The organism is Brevibacterium sp. AGC70, from assembly GCF_057334195.1.
Genome location: NZ_JBHFIH010000014.1, coordinates 484,611 through 501,881, shown reverse-complemented (window position 1 = coordinate 501,881; position 17,271 = coordinate 484,611). Strand labels below are relative to the sequence as shown.

Genomic DNA, 17,271 nt, shown 5'->3' with positions numbered 1-17,271 from the left:
GCGCCTGAGGGCGCAGGCGAAGGCCGGACAGGCCATCCTCGTCCATGGCGCAGCCGGGGGACTCGGATCGGCGGCGGTGCAGATGGCGCTGGCCATCGGCCTCGAAGTCATCGGCGTGGTCTCGACTGAGGCCAAGGCCCAGACCGTGCGCGAGCTCGGCGCCACACATGTGGTCATGGCAGAGGGCTTCAAGGACGCGACCAAGGAGATCTACCCGAACGGGGTCGACTATGTCTTCGACCCGGTCGGCGGGGACCGCTTCACGGACTCGACCCGAGTCCTCGCGCCCTACGGTCGACTTCTCGTCCTCGGATTCACCGCCGGTGAGATCCCCTCGGTCAAGGTCAACCGCCTTCTGCTGAAGAACATCTCCGTCGACGGCGTGGCCTGGGGTGCCGCGACCCGCGAGCGGCCCGGCTACATCGCCGAACAGTGGGACGCGATCGCTGACTATGTGGCTGCTGGCAAGCTCAATCCCCCGATCCACGGCACCTACCCGCTCAGCGACGCTGCGAAGGCGATCGGCGAACTCGACTCACGCAACGTCAGAGGAAAGGTCCTCCTCGAAGTCAACGGCGAGTGACTACTTCCTGCGGTAGCGCTTGGCGATATCGCGGCCGACGAGTTCCTTCATCACCTCGTTCGATCCGCCGAAGATGGCCTGGACGCGGCTGTCCTTGAACGCCCGGGTGATCGGGTATTCGAGCATGTAGCCATAGCCGCCGAAGAGCTGCAGACACCGGTTGATGACCTCGATCTCGAGATCAGACCCGAGGTACTTCGCCTTGGCCGCATCGACGGGAGACAGTTCTCCGGCGTTGAGCGCCAGGGCGCAGCGGTCGACGAATGCTTCGAGGGCATCGACGCGGGTCTCGAGCTCGGCGAGCTCGAAGCGGGTGTTCTGGAAGTCACCGATCATCTGTCCGAAGGCCGGCCTGGTGAAGACGTACTCGCCCGTCCACGCAAGTGCTGCTCGGGCGCCCGCCAAAGTCCCGGATCCGATGAGCATGCGTTCGGTCGGCAGGTTGACCATGAGGTGGATGAAGCCTTGGTCGAGCTCGCCGAGGAGGGCATCGGCGGGCACACGCACATCGGAGAACGACAGCTCCGAGGTGTCCTGGGCATCCATGCCCAGCTTCTTGAGCTTGCGTCCTCGTTCGAAGCCCGGTGTGCCGTCATCGACGATGAACAGGGACGTGCCCTGGGACGGTTTGGCATCGGGGTTTGTGCGTGCGACGACGATGACGAAGTCGCAGTGATAGCCGTTGGTGATGAAGGTCTTCGCACCGTTGATCACCCAGTCGTCGCCGTCGTGTACGGCCTTGGTCGTGATGCCCTGGAGGTCTGAGCCAGCATTCGGTTCGGTCATGGCGATCGCACCGATCGAATCGCCCGAGGCCAGGCCCGGCAGGTACTTCTCCTTCTGAGCCTGAGTGCCGAAGGCCAGAAGATAGCCGGGAACGATGCCGTCGGACACGCCCCATCCGCTCGTGGTCCCGCCGACACCTCGGCGGGCGATCTCTTCGGCCCGGACCATCTCGAACCGGAAGTCATCGACCCCGGCCCCACCGAATTCCTCGGGGATGGTCAGGCCGATGACGCCTGCCTCGGCGGCCTTCTTCCACATCGATCTGTCGACGAGATGGTCTTCCTCCCAGGCCTCGACATGGGGTACGACCTCACGGTCGAGGAAGGCAGCGACGGTGCTGCGGAAGGCTTCGTGGTCCTCGTTGTACAGGTTTCTCTTCACAGGTGGTGTCCTCTTCGTCGATCGGGTTCAAGCAGCTTCAGAGCAGTTCGAGGATGGTGGCGTTGGCCTGTCCGCCACCCTCGCACATCGACTGCAGACCGTAGCGGATCCCCTGCTGCTGCATGTGGTGGATCATCGTCGTCATCAGCCTCGCACCCGAGCCGCCGAGGGGGTGGCCCAGCGCGATGGCCCCGCCGTTCGGGTTGAGGCGGTTGATGTCGGCACCGGTCTCCTCCAGCCAAGCCAGGGGCACCGAAGCGAAGGCTTCGTTGATCTCGAAGACTCCGATGTCGTCGATGGAGAGCCCGGATCTCTTCAGCGCCTTCGCGGTCGCAGGGATGGGGCCGGTGAGCATGATGACGGGATCGGAGCCGGCGAGGACTGCTGTGTGCACCTTCGCAATCGGAGCCAGGCCCCGTTCCTTGGCCTTGGTCGAGGTCATCAGCAGCAGGGCCGCCGAACCGTCGGAGATCTGGGAGGCGTTGCCTGCAGTGACGACGCCGTCCTGTTTGAACACGCTGTCGAGACCGGCCAGCGTGTCCACGCTGGAACCACGGCGGATGCCCTCATCGGTTCTGACCTCTCCGGCCTGCGTGGGCACGGGGATGATCTGGGAGTCGAAGCGACCGGCGTCGGTGGCTGCTGCTGCGAGCTCGTGGGAACGCACGGCCAATTCGTCCAGCTGGGTTCGGCTGAGCTTCCACTGTTCGGCGATCATCTCAGCGCCGATGCCCTGATTCGGCTTGACGTTGTCATAGCGGGCGTTGAACTTCTCCCCGTACGGGGACGCGCCGCCGGCAGATGAGCCCATGGGTACGCGGGACATGGACTCGACGCCGCCTGCGACGACGACATCGTACTGACCGGCGATGAGCCCGGCGGCAGCGAAGTGCACGGCCTGCTGCGAGGAGCCGCATTGCCGGTCGACGGTGACGCCGGGAACTGACTCGGGGAGTCCGGCGGAGAGGGCGACGGTGCGTGCGATGTCACCGGTCTGTTCGCCGGACTGGGACACGCATCCGAAGATGACGTCATCGATGGCTGCCGGATCGATTCCGGTCTGGGCAACGACGTCGGCCACAGCGGTGGCGCCCAGGTCGGCCGGGTGGATGCCCGAGAGCATGCCCTTGCGCTTGCCGGTCGGGGTGCGTCGTGCGGCGACGATGACTGCGTCGTTCATCTGTGCTCCTCTGTGACGGTGATCGTGCGGTGCCGGTTCCTGTGCCGGCTTCTGCACCGAGTGACGAAAAGATCTGCTGTGACAAATGTGACCCAGGTAACTGATCGTGCGTTAAGATTTTCACGAAGATGAGAAACAGTCAAGACGGACCGTAAGTTCGCCAGGTGTTGGTCTCGGCGAATGCAGAGTCGCATGCAGAGGAGTCATCAGATGGAGATTCGCGACCAGGTTGCGCTCATCACCGGCGGAGCCTCGGGGCTCGGCCTGGCCACGGCGAAGCGACTGCTGGCGGCCGGGGGCAAAGTGCTCATTGTCGACCTGCCGAGCTCACGCGGGGACGATGCGGCCGCCGAACTCGGCGAGAACGCCAATTTCTTCGCGGCCGACGTCACCAGCGAAGAGCAGGTGCCCCATCCCTCCCGCCTCGGCGACCCCGATGAGTACGCGTCACTGGCTGAGCACATCGTGTCCAACCCGATGCTCAATGGGGAGGTCATCAGGCTCGACGGTGCGATCCGGATGGCCCCGAAGTGACTGTGAGTCAGCCCGAAGCAGCTGGTGCCGGAAGCAGGCAGTCCGACCGAGTGGGCCAGGCAGACCGCACCGCGAGGTCGAAGGAACTCATCCTCGATGCGACGATCGAATGCCTTCTCGCCGAAGGATATTCGGCGACGACCACGATGAAGATCCAGGCCAAGGCCGGCGTGACCCGGGGCAGGCTTCTGCACCATTTTCCGTCGAAGCGGGAGCTGCTCACGGCTGCGGTCGCGCGCCTCGGGAAACAGCGTCTGAACCGGAATCTCGAAGACCGCACCGACGGCTTCAGCCGGTCCCTGGTCAGGGGGCGTCCGCCCGTCGGCGAGGTGGAGGCGCGCTCCGATTGGGCCGTGACGACCCTGTGGGCGGGACTGATGCACTCGAGTTTCTTCACTGCACTCGAGCTGTGGATCGCGTCGCGGACCGACGATGCGCTCGCCGACAAGGTCAGAGCTCACGAGAAGAACGTGTTCGAGAGAGTGAGGGAGAACGCCCGCGAGCTGTTCGGCCCGGTCATCGCAGCACAGCCAGGGTACGACCACCTGTTCTCCGTGCTCTTCTCGAGCATGCGGGGGATGGCCGTGACCTACACGTTCTCCCATCTCGACCCCCAGACCGAACCGATGATCGCAACCTGGCAGCAGATCGCACGATCTCTCCTGACCGATGCACCTGTCGAGGGCTGACCTGAACCGACCCGATGACCACCGATGTCGACGATGACAAGGAAGTGACATGTATCCAGGAAAATGGGCCGTGAAGAACCCCGACAAGCCCGCCCTCATCATGGCTGATACCGAGGCGGTGCTCACCTTCGGCGAGCTCGAGGACCGGTCCCTGCGGCTGGCCAACCACCTGCGCTCGATAGGCTTTGAGAAGGGCGATCACATCGCGGTCATGGCAGAGAACCGGTTCGAGATCGTCGAGGCCCTGTGGGCAGCACTGCGCACCGGGGTGATCATCACAGTCGTCAATTCTCACCTGACTGCAGCGGAATCGGCCTACATCGTCGATGACTGCGATGCTCGAGCTCTCCTCCTGTCGACCCGGTTGGAGAAATCGAGCGAGGTCGCCGCCGGGTGCCAGCAGGTCGAGAACAGGATCCGCATCGATGCTGTTCCCGACGGTGAGGCGGGGGAGGTCTTCGCCGGCTGGGATGAGTATGAGGCGGTGCTTGCGGCCGCCTCGGCAATCAGACCCGAAGTCGAACCTCGTGGTGACGACATGCTCTACTCCTCGGGCACGACCGGACGACCGAAGGGCATCCTGCCCGGAGCAACCGATCTGCTCATCGGGGACGAGGACGTTGCGCTCATCAGCCTGTTCCGCGCCCTCTACGGGTTCGACGATGAGACGATCTACCTCTCGCCTGCGCCTCTCTACCATGCGGCACCGCTGCGGTTCGTGATGACGACTCACTCACAGGGCGGGACCGTCGTCGTCATGCCCCGGTTCGACGCTGAGGAGGCTCTGGGCCTGATCGAGAAGCACCGTGTCACGCACTCGCAGTGGGTGCCCACGATGTTCATCCGGATGCTCAAGCTGCCCGAGGAAATTCGATGCTCCTTCGACGTCTTTAGTCTCAAAGTCGCCATCCACGCCGCCGCACCGTGCCCGCCCGAGGTGAAGCGGGCCATGATCGAGTGGTGGGGTCCGGTGGTCTATGAGTACTATGCCGCGACCGAGAGCAATGGTTTGACCATCATCGACAGTCAGCAGGCGCTGGAGAGGTCGGGCTCGGTCGGCCGTGACGGGGTCAAGGGCGTCGTTCACATCTGCGGACCAGATGGAGAGGAGCTGCCTGCCGGTGAGATCGGAGTCATCTACTTCGAAGCTACGGCGGCACTGTTCGAGTACTACAAGGACCCGTCGAAGACCGCGGCCTCCAGGCACCCGGATCATCCGGACACGTGGGCGACGACAGGGGACATGGGCTACCTCGACGAGGACAGGTTCCTCTACATCGTCGAACGCACCACGGGCCTCATCATCGTCGGGGGAGTCAACATCTACCCGCAGGAGATCGAGAATGCGTTGGCGCTGCGGCCTTCGATCGCCGATGTCGCCGTGGTGGGCAAGACCGATGATGAGCTGGGGCAGGTTCCGGTCGCGTTCGTGCAGTTGGCCGATGGCGTCGCCGAGGCGGGGCAGGCCGAAGAGACTCGCAGCTGGCTCAGCGATCGCTTGGCTCGGTTCAAGATTCCCCGCGAGTTCTACTTCGTCCCCGAACTGCCGCGAACTCCGACCGGGAAGCTGATCAAGCGCAATCTGCCGGATCCTGCGACGATGGCCGGGTGAATCGCACTGTGCTGATGGTCAGTTGTTCTCACGCACCGTAGACCTGGTCGAAGACACCCATGTCACCGACGATGACGAGTTTCGTCGTCGCCCGCGACATTCCGACGTAGAGCATGTCCAATGCGCGGTCAGGGTCGCGGAACCCGTTGATACACAGCACCACGACGGGGCGTTCGAGGCCCTTGAAGCCGAGGACGTGTCCGTAGAAGACGTCCTCGGTGGCGAAGAACTGGTCCCAGTAGGCCGACGTCCCCTCGGTCTCGACGATCTCTCGTTGGACCGGGTGTCGGCTTCCGGTCGTCAGCAGTGCGATGTCGCCGGGGTTCCACCCGGCGTCCATGAGGGATTCCACCTGTGAATCCGCCTCGGCGAGGGCGTCGTCGATGTCGACTTCGCTCCACTCGATCTCCTCACCGGGCCCGTTGCGGGAAATGGGCGGTTCGAACGCGAGGTCAGAGAAGCCGGCGACGATCTGTTCGGAATTGCGCAGATTCTCATCGAGTTGGATGGGATTCATCGTGATCGGTGATGCTCCCTCACGGCCGAAGATCCGCTGTCTCTCGTCGGTGAAGACATAGAGAATTCCCTCGACCTGATTGCGCAGACAGGACTGGACCGCCTCCCACCACAGCAGGCTGAAATCCTGACCCTCGTCGATGACGATCGCGTCGAAGAGGCTCGTGCGCGGCCGCTCATCGGCAAGGACCTTGAGCTGCAGAGGAAGATTGTGCTCCCAGTAGTCGGAGTCGTCATCGCTGCCGTGAGCCGCTCCCCAGGAGACCGGCAGGTCGTGGAACAGGCCCACATATGCGGGACGATCCTCCTCCGGCCATTGAGTGGTGAAGAGTTGGAGGAACCGGCCCAGGCCACGCGAGTAGCACATGAGCGCGACCTTCTTGCCTGCCTGAGTCAGCGCCCTGGCCTTGTGCAGCGCCAGGTAAGTCTTCCCCGAACCCGCACCGCCGCTGATCTCCGCACGATTCTGATGGCGCAGAATGCTGATGAGCTTTGCCTGTTCCCGGCTCAGCGCATCGGCGCGGTCGGAGATTTCGGAAGCTCTGAGGCTGACGTTCTCGACCGCCTGATTCGTCCGGCGCAGGTTCTTGAGGACGAATTCGTGGGGCGTATCGAGATTGTCACGCGCAGGGTCGAAGTCGAAGCGCAGCTGAGTCGAGATCGCCGCTGCGATCGAGTTGAGCTGGGTGGAGTCGACGAGCTGCCGCCTCGGTGCATCCGGTTGGTCCCAGTCCGGCGGCGGCTGAGTGTATGGGAGGACGGCGAGGTGACTGATGGGGCCCGGCATTGCCGAGACTCGAGTCCGCAGATAGCCGACGAGGGTGTGCTTGGCGACCATCGCCTGCTCAAGGGGGGAGACCTTGAGCCGATTGCGATGACCTTGAGTATCCTGCGTGATCCAACGACCGTCCTCGACTCCGACCCGACCGCCCTTGACCTCGACGACAGCGATGCCGAAGCCTGGCCAGAGCACGAGGATGTCGATCTCGACGTCCTTATCATCTCCGGTCAGGCGCTGGCCGTGAACCATCGTCGTCTCGTCGGGAAGCTGCTCGCACAGGGCATTCCACACTGCCTCCTCGGCGGTGGAACCATTGAAATCAGGCTGCTGCGGGATCACCGTGACCATAGCCTGAGACTAGCCGAGGATAGGACTATTTCTCAGCAAGCACGGATTCTTCTGAAGGAGCGTCTTTGTCGATTCCGAGCGGAGTATGCTCACCCCCGAGGTTCCAGAAGCGGGTGACGAGGAAGCAGATGGCTCCGATGGCAACTCCGATGACCGAAAATGCGAACTGCGGCGCAAAGGTCAGCAATCCAGCCACGATGAGGAGGGCCCGCATCACCCAGTTGGGCCTCCGTCCGACGATGACCAGCCAGCCTTCGAAGGCGCATCCGAGGAAGAAAACCCCGACGATGGCGAAGACGAAGGTGATGAAGACTTCGGGCAAAGGTGCCTGCGCGACGAGGGCAGGATTGAGGGCGAAGGCGAACGGGACCACATATTTCACGGCGCCCAAGCGCATCGCGACCAGGGAAGTCTGCATCGGTGGAGTTCTCGCGATGTTCGCCGCGGCAAAGGACGCGAGGGCAACTGGGGGAGTGATGTAGGAAACCGTTGCCCAGTAGATGACGAAGAGGTGGCCCGCGATGGGATTGACGCCCAGCTCCACAAGCGCCGGCGCCATGACAATGGCGAGGAAGACGTATACCGCAGACACCGTCATGCCCATGCCGAGAACAAACGACGTGATGGCAGCGGCGATGAGGACAAGGAAGAGGTTGCCGGAGAACGCATTGACGAGTTCGCGAGCCAGCGACAAGCTCACTCCGGTCATCGACAGACCGCCGACGATCAGACCGACGCCGGCGATGATGCCGAGAATTTCGGCAATTGTCCTACCCGAGCTGAAGAGGAATTTTCCGAATCCCTTGATGCCCATGCGGTGCTTCTTGGAGAAGACCGCCACGACGAGAAGGAACCCAACGATCCAATAAGGAGCCTGGCTCTCATTCTTTTGGATCACCAGGAGGAGGACGAGGCCGACAAGGGCAGCCAGATATGCCCAACCGAGCACGACGACTTTGCCGACATCGGGAAGAAGACTCTTCGCAACACCTTTCAGGCCCGCCTTGGCAGAATAGGCGTCAGCCTGAACGAAGATTCCGATGTAGTACAGAAGAGCCGGGATGGCAGCGGCGAGTGCAATCTGTCCGTAGGGGACGCCGACGAAGGACACCATGAGGAACGCGGCGGTGCCCATGATCGGCGGCATGATCGTACCGCCGGTGGCAGCCGTCGCTTCGATGCCAGCCGCGTAGCGTCCGGTGAAGCCCGCCTTCTTCATCGCCGGGATAGTCATCGGACCAGTGGTGAGCACGTTGGAGACGGCGGACCCACTCATCATCCCCATGAATGCCGAAGAGATGACTGAGACTTTGGCAGAGCCGCCTCGGAAGCGGCCGAACAGGCCCATCGCCAGATCGTAGAAGAACGTGGCCCCGCCGGAGTGCTGAAGCGCGACGCCGAAGAGCAGGAAGCCGACGAGAATAGTCGCACCGGTCTGGAGAGGCAGTCCTAAGATGGAATCCACTCCCATGGCGTGGATCTGTGCAGCAGTCTTGATGTCAAAGGGGATTCCCTGCAGGAACGGGATCGGAATGTAGGCCGTGAATATGGGGTACAGGGAGAAGACCAGGGCGATGATCGTGACGACGAGGCCCGCAGTCCGGCGCAGCGCTTCGAGCACAATGATCCAGAACACGAATGACAGCACTGAGGCAGTGGGCACCGGTGCGTAGTCCCATCCCAGGGTCACGATATTCTCTGCGTTGACGCAGAAGTAGGCGCAAGTGGCCAAGGTGATGACGGCCAACGCGATGTCGTAGAAGGGGACTGGTCTGTCGTTCTGCGACTTCTTCGCAGGGAAGACGATGAAGACGACGGGAAGAAACGCGGCGAGGACGGCGTACATGTACGCGTTCTTCAGCAACGAGATCCCGCCCGGATTCCAGAAGAACGCCTGGTTCATCGCAACGAGCACGCCGATCACGGTGAGCGTGATGACGATGGCTTTCCAGAAAGGGGTGATTCGGACGTTCATTGTCGTTCCTCAACTGATTCGCGGCCTGGGCACTGGCGGTGTCGTGGTGCTGAGTCTGATCCGTCGGCGTGAACGTCTGCACTTCTTCCTTGAAAGTTGCAGACGTGCCCGAACGAATAGTGTGGTGTGTTGCATATATTACTTGAATGACAATAATCTAGGTTTATATATTCTGCAATATCTGTCAGCGGAACGTCCGTGTCTGAATTACTGAGACCTCGCTCGTGCCACTGAGAACGACACCGTGATCCATGCCGATGTGGAAGGCCGAACAATGAAGTTTCGCGCATTACTCGCAATTCTCTTAGCTCTTACGCTGGCACTGAGCGCCTGCACCCCGCCGACGAAGAAGGTGAACGGGATCCGCGACCCGTTGGTATTCGCCACCTACGGCACCGGAACGTCGACCTATGCGGACTTAGCCGCAGTCACGGATGCGGTGTCGACGGATACCGACGCGCGACTGCGCATCATCACCTCCGACACGGCGATCGGCCGACTGGCACCGATGAAGGCCGGGATCGCCCAGATGGGCAGGCTCGGTGACGAGTACATCTTCGGGTTCGAGGGCCAGAACGAGTTCGCCAGCGAGAACTGGGGGCCACAGGACCTGCGGGTCGTCTGGGCTCCGCTGTCGCCGCACTCGCTGCTCACCCGCAAGTCTGACGGGATCAAGACCCCCGCCGATCTCAAGGGCAAGAAGATCCCCAACGTGACCGCAAACCCCTCAGTGAACGGAAAGATCGAAGCCTACCTCGCATATGCGGGGCTGACCCTGGACGATGTGGAGCTGGTCGACGTCGCCTATTCGGAGCAGCCGGCAGCGCTTGAGTCCGGCCAGATCGATGCTCTCTATCAGCAGGTCTATGGTTCTTCGCTCTTCGAGCTCGAGTCGAAGTTCGACGTCAGTTGGATTGAACTCGACCCCAAAGACAAAAAGGGAATCGAACGGGTGCACAAGTTGGCACCGCAGCTCAACATCCTGCCGTTCGAAGATGCACCAGGTCAGGAGAAGGGCGCCAGCACACATGGATTCGTCTACACCTTGCCGATTTCCACGTATGCAGATGCGTCGGAAGACGAGGTGCAAAAGCTGGTGAGCTCGATGGCATCGACATTTCCGAAGTACGAAGCGTCAACGCTGAACACACCGAGGTGGAAGCCCGATGAGGTTGAGACCACACCTCGAGTCATTCCCTACCACCCGGGCACTATCGCGTGGCTCAAGGAGAACGGTCAGTGGACGGACGAAGCGCAGAAGCGCAATGACGAGCTGATCGAGCGTGGCGAGAAGCTTCGCGCGGAATGGAAGAAGTTCATGGAGACCAAACCGAAAAGGGACGACATTCCCAAGAAGTGGGGCGAGTGGAAGGCCTCGGCTGATCTGTAAGAGGCGAGGCTCAACAGGGTCTAGAATTTGAGACCACCAGTCGGCCAGGCGCGGATCTGCGGCTGACTGATCGCGTACTGGGCCGACTGCAACATCGCCGACCTGCGTTTCACGCAGTAACAGACGTCATTGCGGGGAAGTCCTTTCGTCCAAGGTGGCGAGTACGAACGGCGTGGAAGGTGAAGAGTGGAAGTTCAACAGGCGCGTGTGTTCATGGCGCTCGCAGAAGAGCTGCATTTCGGTCGGGCTGCGGAACGTCTGGGGATGGGGCAGTCGTTGCTGAGTCGGACGATTCGGCAACTTGAGGAAGAGCTCGGCGCTACCCTGTTCCAGCGGACGACTCGACACGTGCGCCTGGCGCCGGCAGGGTTGGCACTTTTCGAACCAGCTCGACAGATGATCAGTCTGCAGCGCGTGGCGGTCGATTCGGTGAAACGCGCGGCGACTGGAGAAGTCGGGCAATTGGGCTTCGGATTTGCACGCGCTTCCTCGCGTGGCATGGCCGCCTCATTGGTGGCGGCGGCATACGAAGACCATCCCGGCATCACTTTCGCCATTGAATCCAATGTCTTCGCCGACGAAGGACTGACCCGGCTGGCTGATGGGAGCCTCGATCTTGCTCTTGTGAGGTGGACCCGGCAGCCGCCGACCATCACCGGGCGGCCCGTGTTGATCGAACGCCCCGTCGTCACCCTGCCTGACTCGCACCGTCTCGCCCAGAGGAAACTCATTCGCGTCGATGAACTGGCAGATGAAGACCTGCTCTCTCTCCCAGCGAACCCGAACTCGACGCTTCGCGAGACGACAATCCGACTGTGCCACAACGCAGGCTTTTCACCTCGGGTGATTCTAGAGCTTCCCGACGCTCAGACCATCTCTGCCCTGATAGCTGCGGGCATGGGAATCACCATCACCTTTGACTCGGTCGCGGAAACCATGCGTGAGCCCGGCACTGTGACAGTTCCACTCGACGTTGTGGACGAAGCGTCGGTGGTCTACCTTGCGCATCTGCGGACTCATGGAAGCGCGTCGTTGTCTGCCGTGTTGGCAATTGCAGAGACCGTCCTGCCGACGGTGAGCAGCACCAGTGAACGATTTTGACTGGTGCTGCTCGTTGGGTCCACTCGATCCTCACTTCGACTCGTCGACGAGTTCCTGCTCTTCGAAGACAATGTCGGCGCACTCTTCGGGAAGACCAGAGCCGCGCAGCGACGCGCCCTTGGTTTCCTTCATGAAGATGGTTGCGATGAAGCCGATGACACACGCACCCATCACAATGTAGGCGGGCACGATCGTGTTCCCTGTGGCCCCGATGATCGCTTCATTGGCTGAGGGCGCGGTGCCGCCGAAGATCGCGGTCGAGACGTTGTAGGAGATCGCGAATCCCGCGAAGCGCACCGGTCCGGGGAACATCGCCGGGAACGTAGCCGAGATCGTCGAGATCTGCGGAATGTAGAGGATGCCGAGAACGGCCAGGCCGATGAGTGCCCAGACGAAGCCGTTGGCCATGAGCATGAACATCGGAATGGCTGCAGCGAACAGGCCGATGAGAGAGAAGTACCAGACTGGTTTGCGTCCGACCTTGTCCGAGAGTATTCCGCCGAACGGAATGAGGATCATCATGAACGCCTGGGCCAGGAACATCACCGTCAGCGCGGAGTTCGAGTCCATGCCGACCGGATCCTGCAGGTAGGCGGGCATATAGGACGGCAGCGTGTAGTTGACGACGTTGACGGCGACGACCATGCCGCCGAGGATGAGCAGCTGCTTCCAGTAGTCGGTGAAGAGAATTCGGAAGACTTCCTTGACCGACTTGCCCTGGTCGTTGTCGTCGAGCTCCTCATAGACAGGGGATTCGTCGAGCTTGGTCCTCATGTAGAGACCAACCACGCCGAGGACGCCGGCGAAGACGAAGGGAATCCTCCGGCCCCAATCCATCATGGTCTCTTCACCGAGACCCAGCTGCAGCAGCAGAACGAAGAGCGAACCGGCGGCCATGCCGGCCAGGGTGCCGAATTCGAGGAAGCTGCCGAAGAATCCGCGGCGGTTGTCTGGGGCGTATTCGGCCATGAACGTCGCGGCACCGCCGTATTCGCCGCCCGAGGAGAAGCCTTGGATGACGCGGAGGAGGACGAGGATGATCGGTGCACGAGTCCTCTGTGCGTGGGCCGTTGGGGCGGATCGTCCTCGGCAGTACGACCGATCGTCTCGTCCACTGCTCACCGCTGCCGATCTCGCTGGTGCCCCGCTGCCACAACTCGGACCGCGCGCATATCATGCGCCACTCGCTGGCTCCGATGGTTCTGCTGGCCCAGCCCCGGCGCTGACCGTGCAGCTATCCCGCGTCCTCCAGCAGCTGTTTCCGGTGACGCAGCGGACCGATTCCGAAGCGAAGGCGATAGCCGCGCGAGAGTTGAGCCTGCGAGCCGAACCCGCAGGCAGAGGCGATCTCGGCCATGGGCGCCGTGGCCCATGCAGGGTCGGCGAGTGTGCGGTGTGCCGTGGTCAGGCGCGCATCGAGAATGGTCTGCGGGACGCTGCGACCAGTGGCGGAGAACAATCGGGAGAGTTGGCGTTCTGAGACGCCGATGAACTGTGCGAGGCAAGAGGCGTTCAGCTTCGGATCGCAGTGTGACTCGGAGATCACGGCCAAGGCTTCCTGGATGGGCCCGGTGTCCGTCAGCGGTCGTGAGATGACACCGGAGAGAAGATCGAGCAGGCGAGTCTCGAGTCTCTGCCCGTGACGCAGCCCGCGGTCCAGAGCACCAGCGGCCAGCTGTGTGAGTTCACGAGCCGCATGGTTGGAAGGATGGTCGGGATCAAGATAGAGCGGTGTCGGCCGTCGCAAGGAGGCTGTGTCGGTGAGCTGGGACAGCGTCTCGCGGGGGAGCTGGATGACCAGTTCGCTGACGCCCTGAGGGAAGGTGCGGGCGAACGCCGTGTCGCCGTCGCAGACGAGACCGCGTCCGGGCCCGACGGTGATCGACCCGGTGCGGTGGGTGAATTCGTTGATGCCCTGCAGGGGGATGTAGACGATGACTCCCGATACTGGGTGGGCGGCGACGTCTTCGGCCGTTCTGCGCACGGAATGCGGGCTGCCGTTGACCTTCGCGACCCGAATCCGGGGCAGTCGCAGCGTTGAGGTCTGTGCACGCAGCTGTGTGCCTGTGCCCAAGCGAGTTCTCAGCCCGACGAGCATGCTGGCGTGGTGAGTCTCCCACTCCGCGATCCGGCGGCTCGGCGGCACGGAGTCGGTGGAGAACCAGGTCTGTTCTGGTGCGGCCAGGGAACGCGAACCGTCGACTGTGCTCGCCGTTGCCCTGCCTCCGCTGACCATGTCCACCATGGTAGTCGTGACTGGGCACTGACGTGTGAGCACTCACATTTTTGACGATTTCGGCCATGTTCTCTCCACGCTCGTGCTCCGAAGGGGCCGGAATGGCAGGCTGTGGGATCAACGCCATGTTTCACCGCAGCAGCAGGCAAGGAGCACCATCATGGTCATCTTCAACGACGGAGTCGCAGAGACCCGCACCCCCGAATCGCAGGTCGTCGACACCGACGTCCTCATCGTCGGCTCAGGCCCGGCAGGAGCCTCGGCAGCACTCTTCCTCTCCACCCTCGGGGTGGACAACATCATGATCACGAAGTATCGGTGGACGGCAAACACGCCGCGGGCACACATCACCAACCAGCGCACGATGGAGATCTTCCGCGACGTCGGGATCGAAGATCAGGTACTGGCCGACGCGACCCCGCATGACATGATCGGCGACACCGTCTTCTGCACCTCGATCGCCGGCGATGAGATCGGCAGGATCCTCACGTGGGGCAATCATCCGGCCAGGCACGCCGACTATGAGCTGGCCTCACCCTCACTCAACTGCGACATTCCCCAGACCTACCTCGAACCCATCCTCGTCAGGAATGCGACGATGCGTGGGACACAGACGCAGTTCTCCACCGAGTACCTCTACCATGAACAAGACGCCGAAGGCGTGAATGTGCGTGTGCTCAACCGGCTCACCGGAAGCGAATACACCATCCGTGCCAAATACGTCATCGGAGCCGACGGGGCACGGTCGAAGGTGGCCGCAGACATTGAGCTGCCCCTCGAAGGAGAGATGGACATCGCCGGATCGATGAACATCACCTTCAAGGCAGACCTGGCGGAGCTGGTCGGACACCGCCCCTCCGTCCTCTATTGGGTCGTCCAGCCGGGGTCGAACATCGGCGGCATCGGAGCCGGACTCGTCCGTATGATCCGACCGTGGAACGAATGGCTCATCGTCTGGGGGTTCGACATCAGCCAAGGCGCCCCGGACGTCACCCAAGCCGATGCCCTGGAAGTAGTGCGCAACCTCATCGGTGTGCCCGACCTCGACGCGGAGATCACCGGCATCTCCCTGTGGGGAAACAACGAACAGTATGCGACCCACCTGCAGAATGGACGTGTCTTCTGCGCCGGGGACGCGGTGCACAAGCATCCGCCGTCGAACGGACTGGGATCGAACACCTCGATCCAGGATTCCTACAACCTGGCGTGGAAGATCGCAGCAGTCGTCAACGGACAGGCCGAGGACTCGCTGCTTGAGACCTACAGCGTCGAACGAGCACCGGTGGCCAAACAGATCGTCACCCGCGCCAACCAGTCCGGCCGCGAGTTCGGACAGCTCTTCGAAGCTCTCGGACTCGAACCAGGCCAATCCGAAGACGAGATGCATGCCGCCATCGCCTCCCGGAAGGACAACTCGGCCGCAGGAGCGAACAAGCGGGCAAAGGTCAGAGAGGCCATGGAGCTGAAGAACTACGAATTCAACGCTCACGGCGTCGAACTCGGACAGCGCTACGCTTCAACCGCCGTCGTCACCGATGACCGGGAGCCGACCCCGAACCCACGGGACCCGCAGCTCTACTACGAGGCCTGCACCGACCCCGGGGTTCGTCTGCCTCATGTGTGGATCGGGGATTCGGCCGACAAGCACTCGACCCACGACCTCGCCGCCTACGCACGCTTCACCGTGTTCACCGGCACGACCGGGGCAGCCTGGGAAGATGCAGCACTCAAAGTCAGTGACCGCCTCGGCGTTCGCATCGACACGATCGTGATCGGACCCGACCGGGACACCACCGACCTCTACTTCGATTGGGATCGAGTGCGCGGCATCGCCGAGGATGGTGCCATACTCGTACGCCCCGACAAACATATCGCTTGGAGAATCCAGAGCCTGCCGGACAATCCGGCAGCGGAGCTGGAACAAGCACTGTCATCGGTTCTGGGCCGAACAACCAGCAGGACGTCGAACCTCGGTGGGAATCCGAGCCTCGGAGGCAGCCGGGCACACGCAGACTCGCACGACAAGGAGACAGTTCGCTCATGACTTTGAACTTCGAACACACGACACTGGGCCAACGGGTCATCTTCGGCGCAGGAGAAGCCGCGGAGAAGATCGCCGCTGAGATCGACCGACTCGGCGCAGACAACGTCATGGTCATCATCTCCAAGTCGGCAACCGAGAAGGTCGCTGACTTCGACGAGCACTTCACCGTGGCCCTGTGGCACCGGGAAGTCGTCATGCACGTCCCCGCCGAGGTGGCTGATCGGGCCGTTGCCGCAGCTCGTGACAAGGACATCGACCTCGTCGTCACCGTCGGAGGCGGTTCAGCGACAGGACTGGGCAAAGCGGTGGCGCTGGAGACGAAGGTCCCGATCATCGCCGTACCGACCACGTTCTCCGGTTCGGAAGCGACGAACGTGTGGGGCCGAACCGAGGACGCCCGCAAAAAGACCGGCATCGACGATATGGTTCTGCCGGCGACAGTCGTCTACGATGCTGAACTCATCCGTGACTTGCCCGGCGACCTCGCCGTGGCCTCCGGGCTCAACGCACTGGCGCACTGCATCGACTCGCTCTGGGGTCCTCGAGTCGACCCGATCAACCAGGCGCTTGCCGTCGAAGGGATTCGGGCGCTGAACGAGGGGCTGCCGTCGGTGCGGGCAGACTCGACGGACCTCGACGGACTCGAACGCACCCTCTACGGCGCTTATCTCGCTGCGGTGGCGTTCGCCTCGGCGGGGTCGGGGATGCATCACAAGATTGCCCATGTGCTCGGCGGAACCTTCAACCTGCCGCACGCGCAGACGCACGCCACGATCCTGCCCTACGTTCTGGCCTTCAATGCTCCGGCCGCCGGAGACGCGGAGCAGCGCATGGCCGCAGCCTTCGGCGCACCGACTGCACTCGACGGGCTCCAGAGACTTCGCGGCGCTGTCGGCGCACCGACGGCGCTGTCGGAACTCGGCTTCACCGCCGCCGACGTCACCCAAGCAGCCGAACTGTCGCTGCAGGCCATTCCCGCGAACAACCCGCGTGAAGTCACCGCCGAAAAGCTGAATGAATTGCTGACCTCGGCACTGAACGGCAGCGACCCCGCAACCCTGAGCTGAACACCAACCGCTGAGCCGAGCACCGGCCCCAGTTCTGACGTACCACGG

At 62.5% G+C, this 17,271-nt stretch carries 13 protein-coding genes and 2 pseudogenes; 9 read left to right on the top strand and 6 right to left on the bottom strand.

The features are described from left to right. On the top strand, positions 1-583 hold a 583-nt coding region (locus ACE03M_RS12485), incomplete at its 5' end, for a zinc-binding dehydrogenase (RefSeq protein WP_485934209.1). On the opposite strand, the gene ACE03M_RS12480 is transcribed toward ACE03M_RS12485, so the two are convergent. Both ACE03M_RS12480 and ACE03M_RS12475 read right to left on the bottom strand, forming a co-directional pair. Further along, complete coding sequence (locus ACE03M_RS12480; RefSeq protein WP_485934208.1) at positions 584-1,750, bottom strand: acyl-CoA dehydrogenase family protein; 1,167 nt, start codon at positions 1,748-1,750, stop codon at positions 584-586. Positions 1,751-1,787: 37 nt separating this feature from the next. Then, positions 1,788-2,930, bottom strand: a complete 1,143-nt coding sequence (locus tag ACE03M_RS12475; protein ID WP_485934207.1) for a thiolase family protein — start codon at positions 2,928-2,930, stop codon at positions 1,788-1,790. A 180-nt stretch (positions 2,931-3,110) separates the two neighbouring features. Here ACE03M_RS12475 and ACE03M_RS12470 point away from each other — a divergent pair. The 4 genes and pseudogenes from ACE03M_RS12470 to ACE03M_RS12455 form a co-directional block, all read left to right on the top strand. Further along, positions 3,111-3,326, top strand: a pseudogene (locus ACE03M_RS12470) (SDR family NAD(P)-dependent oxidoreductase); the annotation flags it as partial. Between the two features lie 3 nt (positions 3,327-3,329). After that, positions 3,330-3,464: pseudogene (locus tag ACE03M_RS12465) on the top strand (3-hydroxyacyl-CoA dehydrogenase); the annotation flags it as partial. 2 nt (positions 3,465-3,466) lie between these two features. Further along, on the top strand, positions 3,467-4,153 hold the full coding sequence (locus ACE03M_RS12460; RefSeq protein WP_485934205.1) for a TetR/AcrR family transcriptional regulator: 687 nt from the start codon (positions 3,467-3,469) through the stop codon (positions 4,151-4,153). A 49-nt stretch (positions 4,154-4,202) separates the two neighbouring features. Then, the gene (locus ACE03M_RS12455) at positions 4,203-5,765 is read left to right on the top strand and encodes an AMP-binding protein (protein ID WP_485934203.1); all 1,563 of its coding nucleotides are present in this window, start codon (positions 4,203-4,205) and stop codon (positions 5,763-5,765) included. A 28-nt stretch (positions 5,766-5,793) separates the two neighbouring features. On the opposite strand, the gene ACE03M_RS12450 is transcribed toward ACE03M_RS12455, so the two are convergent. Both ACE03M_RS12450 and ACE03M_RS12445 read right to left on the bottom strand, forming a co-directional pair. Further along, positions 5,794-7,410, bottom strand: coding sequence for a nuclease-related domain-containing DEAD/DEAH box helicase (locus ACE03M_RS12450; RefSeq protein WP_485934201.1), 1,617 nt, complete (start codon positions 7,408-7,410; stop codon positions 5,794-5,796). A gap of 25 nt (positions 7,411-7,435) precedes the next feature. Continuing rightward, on the bottom strand, positions 7,436-9,385 hold the full coding sequence (locus ACE03M_RS12445; protein ID WP_485934199.1) for a TRAP transporter permease: 1,950 nt from the start codon (positions 9,383-9,385) through the stop codon (positions 7,436-7,438). 274 nt (positions 9,386-9,659) lie between these two features. Between ACE03M_RS12445 and ACE03M_RS12440 the strand changes: the two genes are divergently transcribed. Together ACE03M_RS12440 and ACE03M_RS12435 are read left to right on the top strand one after the other, a co-directional pair. Next, the gene (locus ACE03M_RS12440) at positions 9,660-10,775 is read left to right on the top strand and encodes a TAXI family TRAP transporter solute-binding subunit (protein WP_485934197.1); all 1,116 of its coding nucleotides are present in this window, start codon (positions 9,660-9,662) and stop codon (positions 10,773-10,775) included. Between the two features lie 186 nt (positions 10,776-10,961). Next, entirely contained in the window at positions 10,962-11,876 is a 915-nt protein-coding gene (locus ACE03M_RS12435) for a LysR family transcriptional regulator (protein WP_485934195.1), read from the top strand. A gap of 30 nt (positions 11,877-11,906) precedes the next feature. Here the strand turns inward: ACE03M_RS12435 and ACE03M_RS12430 are convergent, their stop codons facing one another. Together ACE03M_RS12430 and ACE03M_RS12425 are read right to left on the bottom strand one after the other, a co-directional pair. Next, positions 11,907-12,998 (bottom strand): MFS transporter, encoded by a 1,092-nt coding sequence (locus tag ACE03M_RS12430; protein WP_485934194.1) that lies wholly within the window; start codon positions 12,996-12,998, stop codon positions 11,907-11,909. A gap of 112 nt (positions 12,999-13,110) precedes the next feature. After that, a complete protein-coding gene (locus tag ACE03M_RS12425) occupies positions 13,111-14,112 on the bottom strand; it encodes a helix-turn-helix transcriptional regulator (RefSeq protein WP_485934193.1) in 1,002 nt (333 codons plus the stop codon). Positions 14,113-14,272: 160 nt separating this feature from the next. Here ACE03M_RS12425 and ACE03M_RS12420 point away from each other — a divergent pair, with 160 nt between their 5' ends. After that, positions 14,273-16,156, top strand: coding sequence for an FAD-dependent oxidoreductase (locus ACE03M_RS12420; RefSeq protein ID WP_485934191.1), 1,884 nt, complete (start codon positions 14,273-14,275; stop codon positions 16,154-16,156). Next, a complete protein-coding gene (locus ACE03M_RS12415; RefSeq protein ID WP_485934190.1) occupies positions 16,153-17,223 on the top strand; it encodes a maleylacetate reductase in 1,071 nt (356 codons plus the stop codon). Before ACE03M_RS12420 ends, ACE03M_RS12415 begins: the two co-directional genes overlap by 4 nt. The last annotated feature ends 48 nt before the right edge of the window (positions 17,224-17,271 follow it).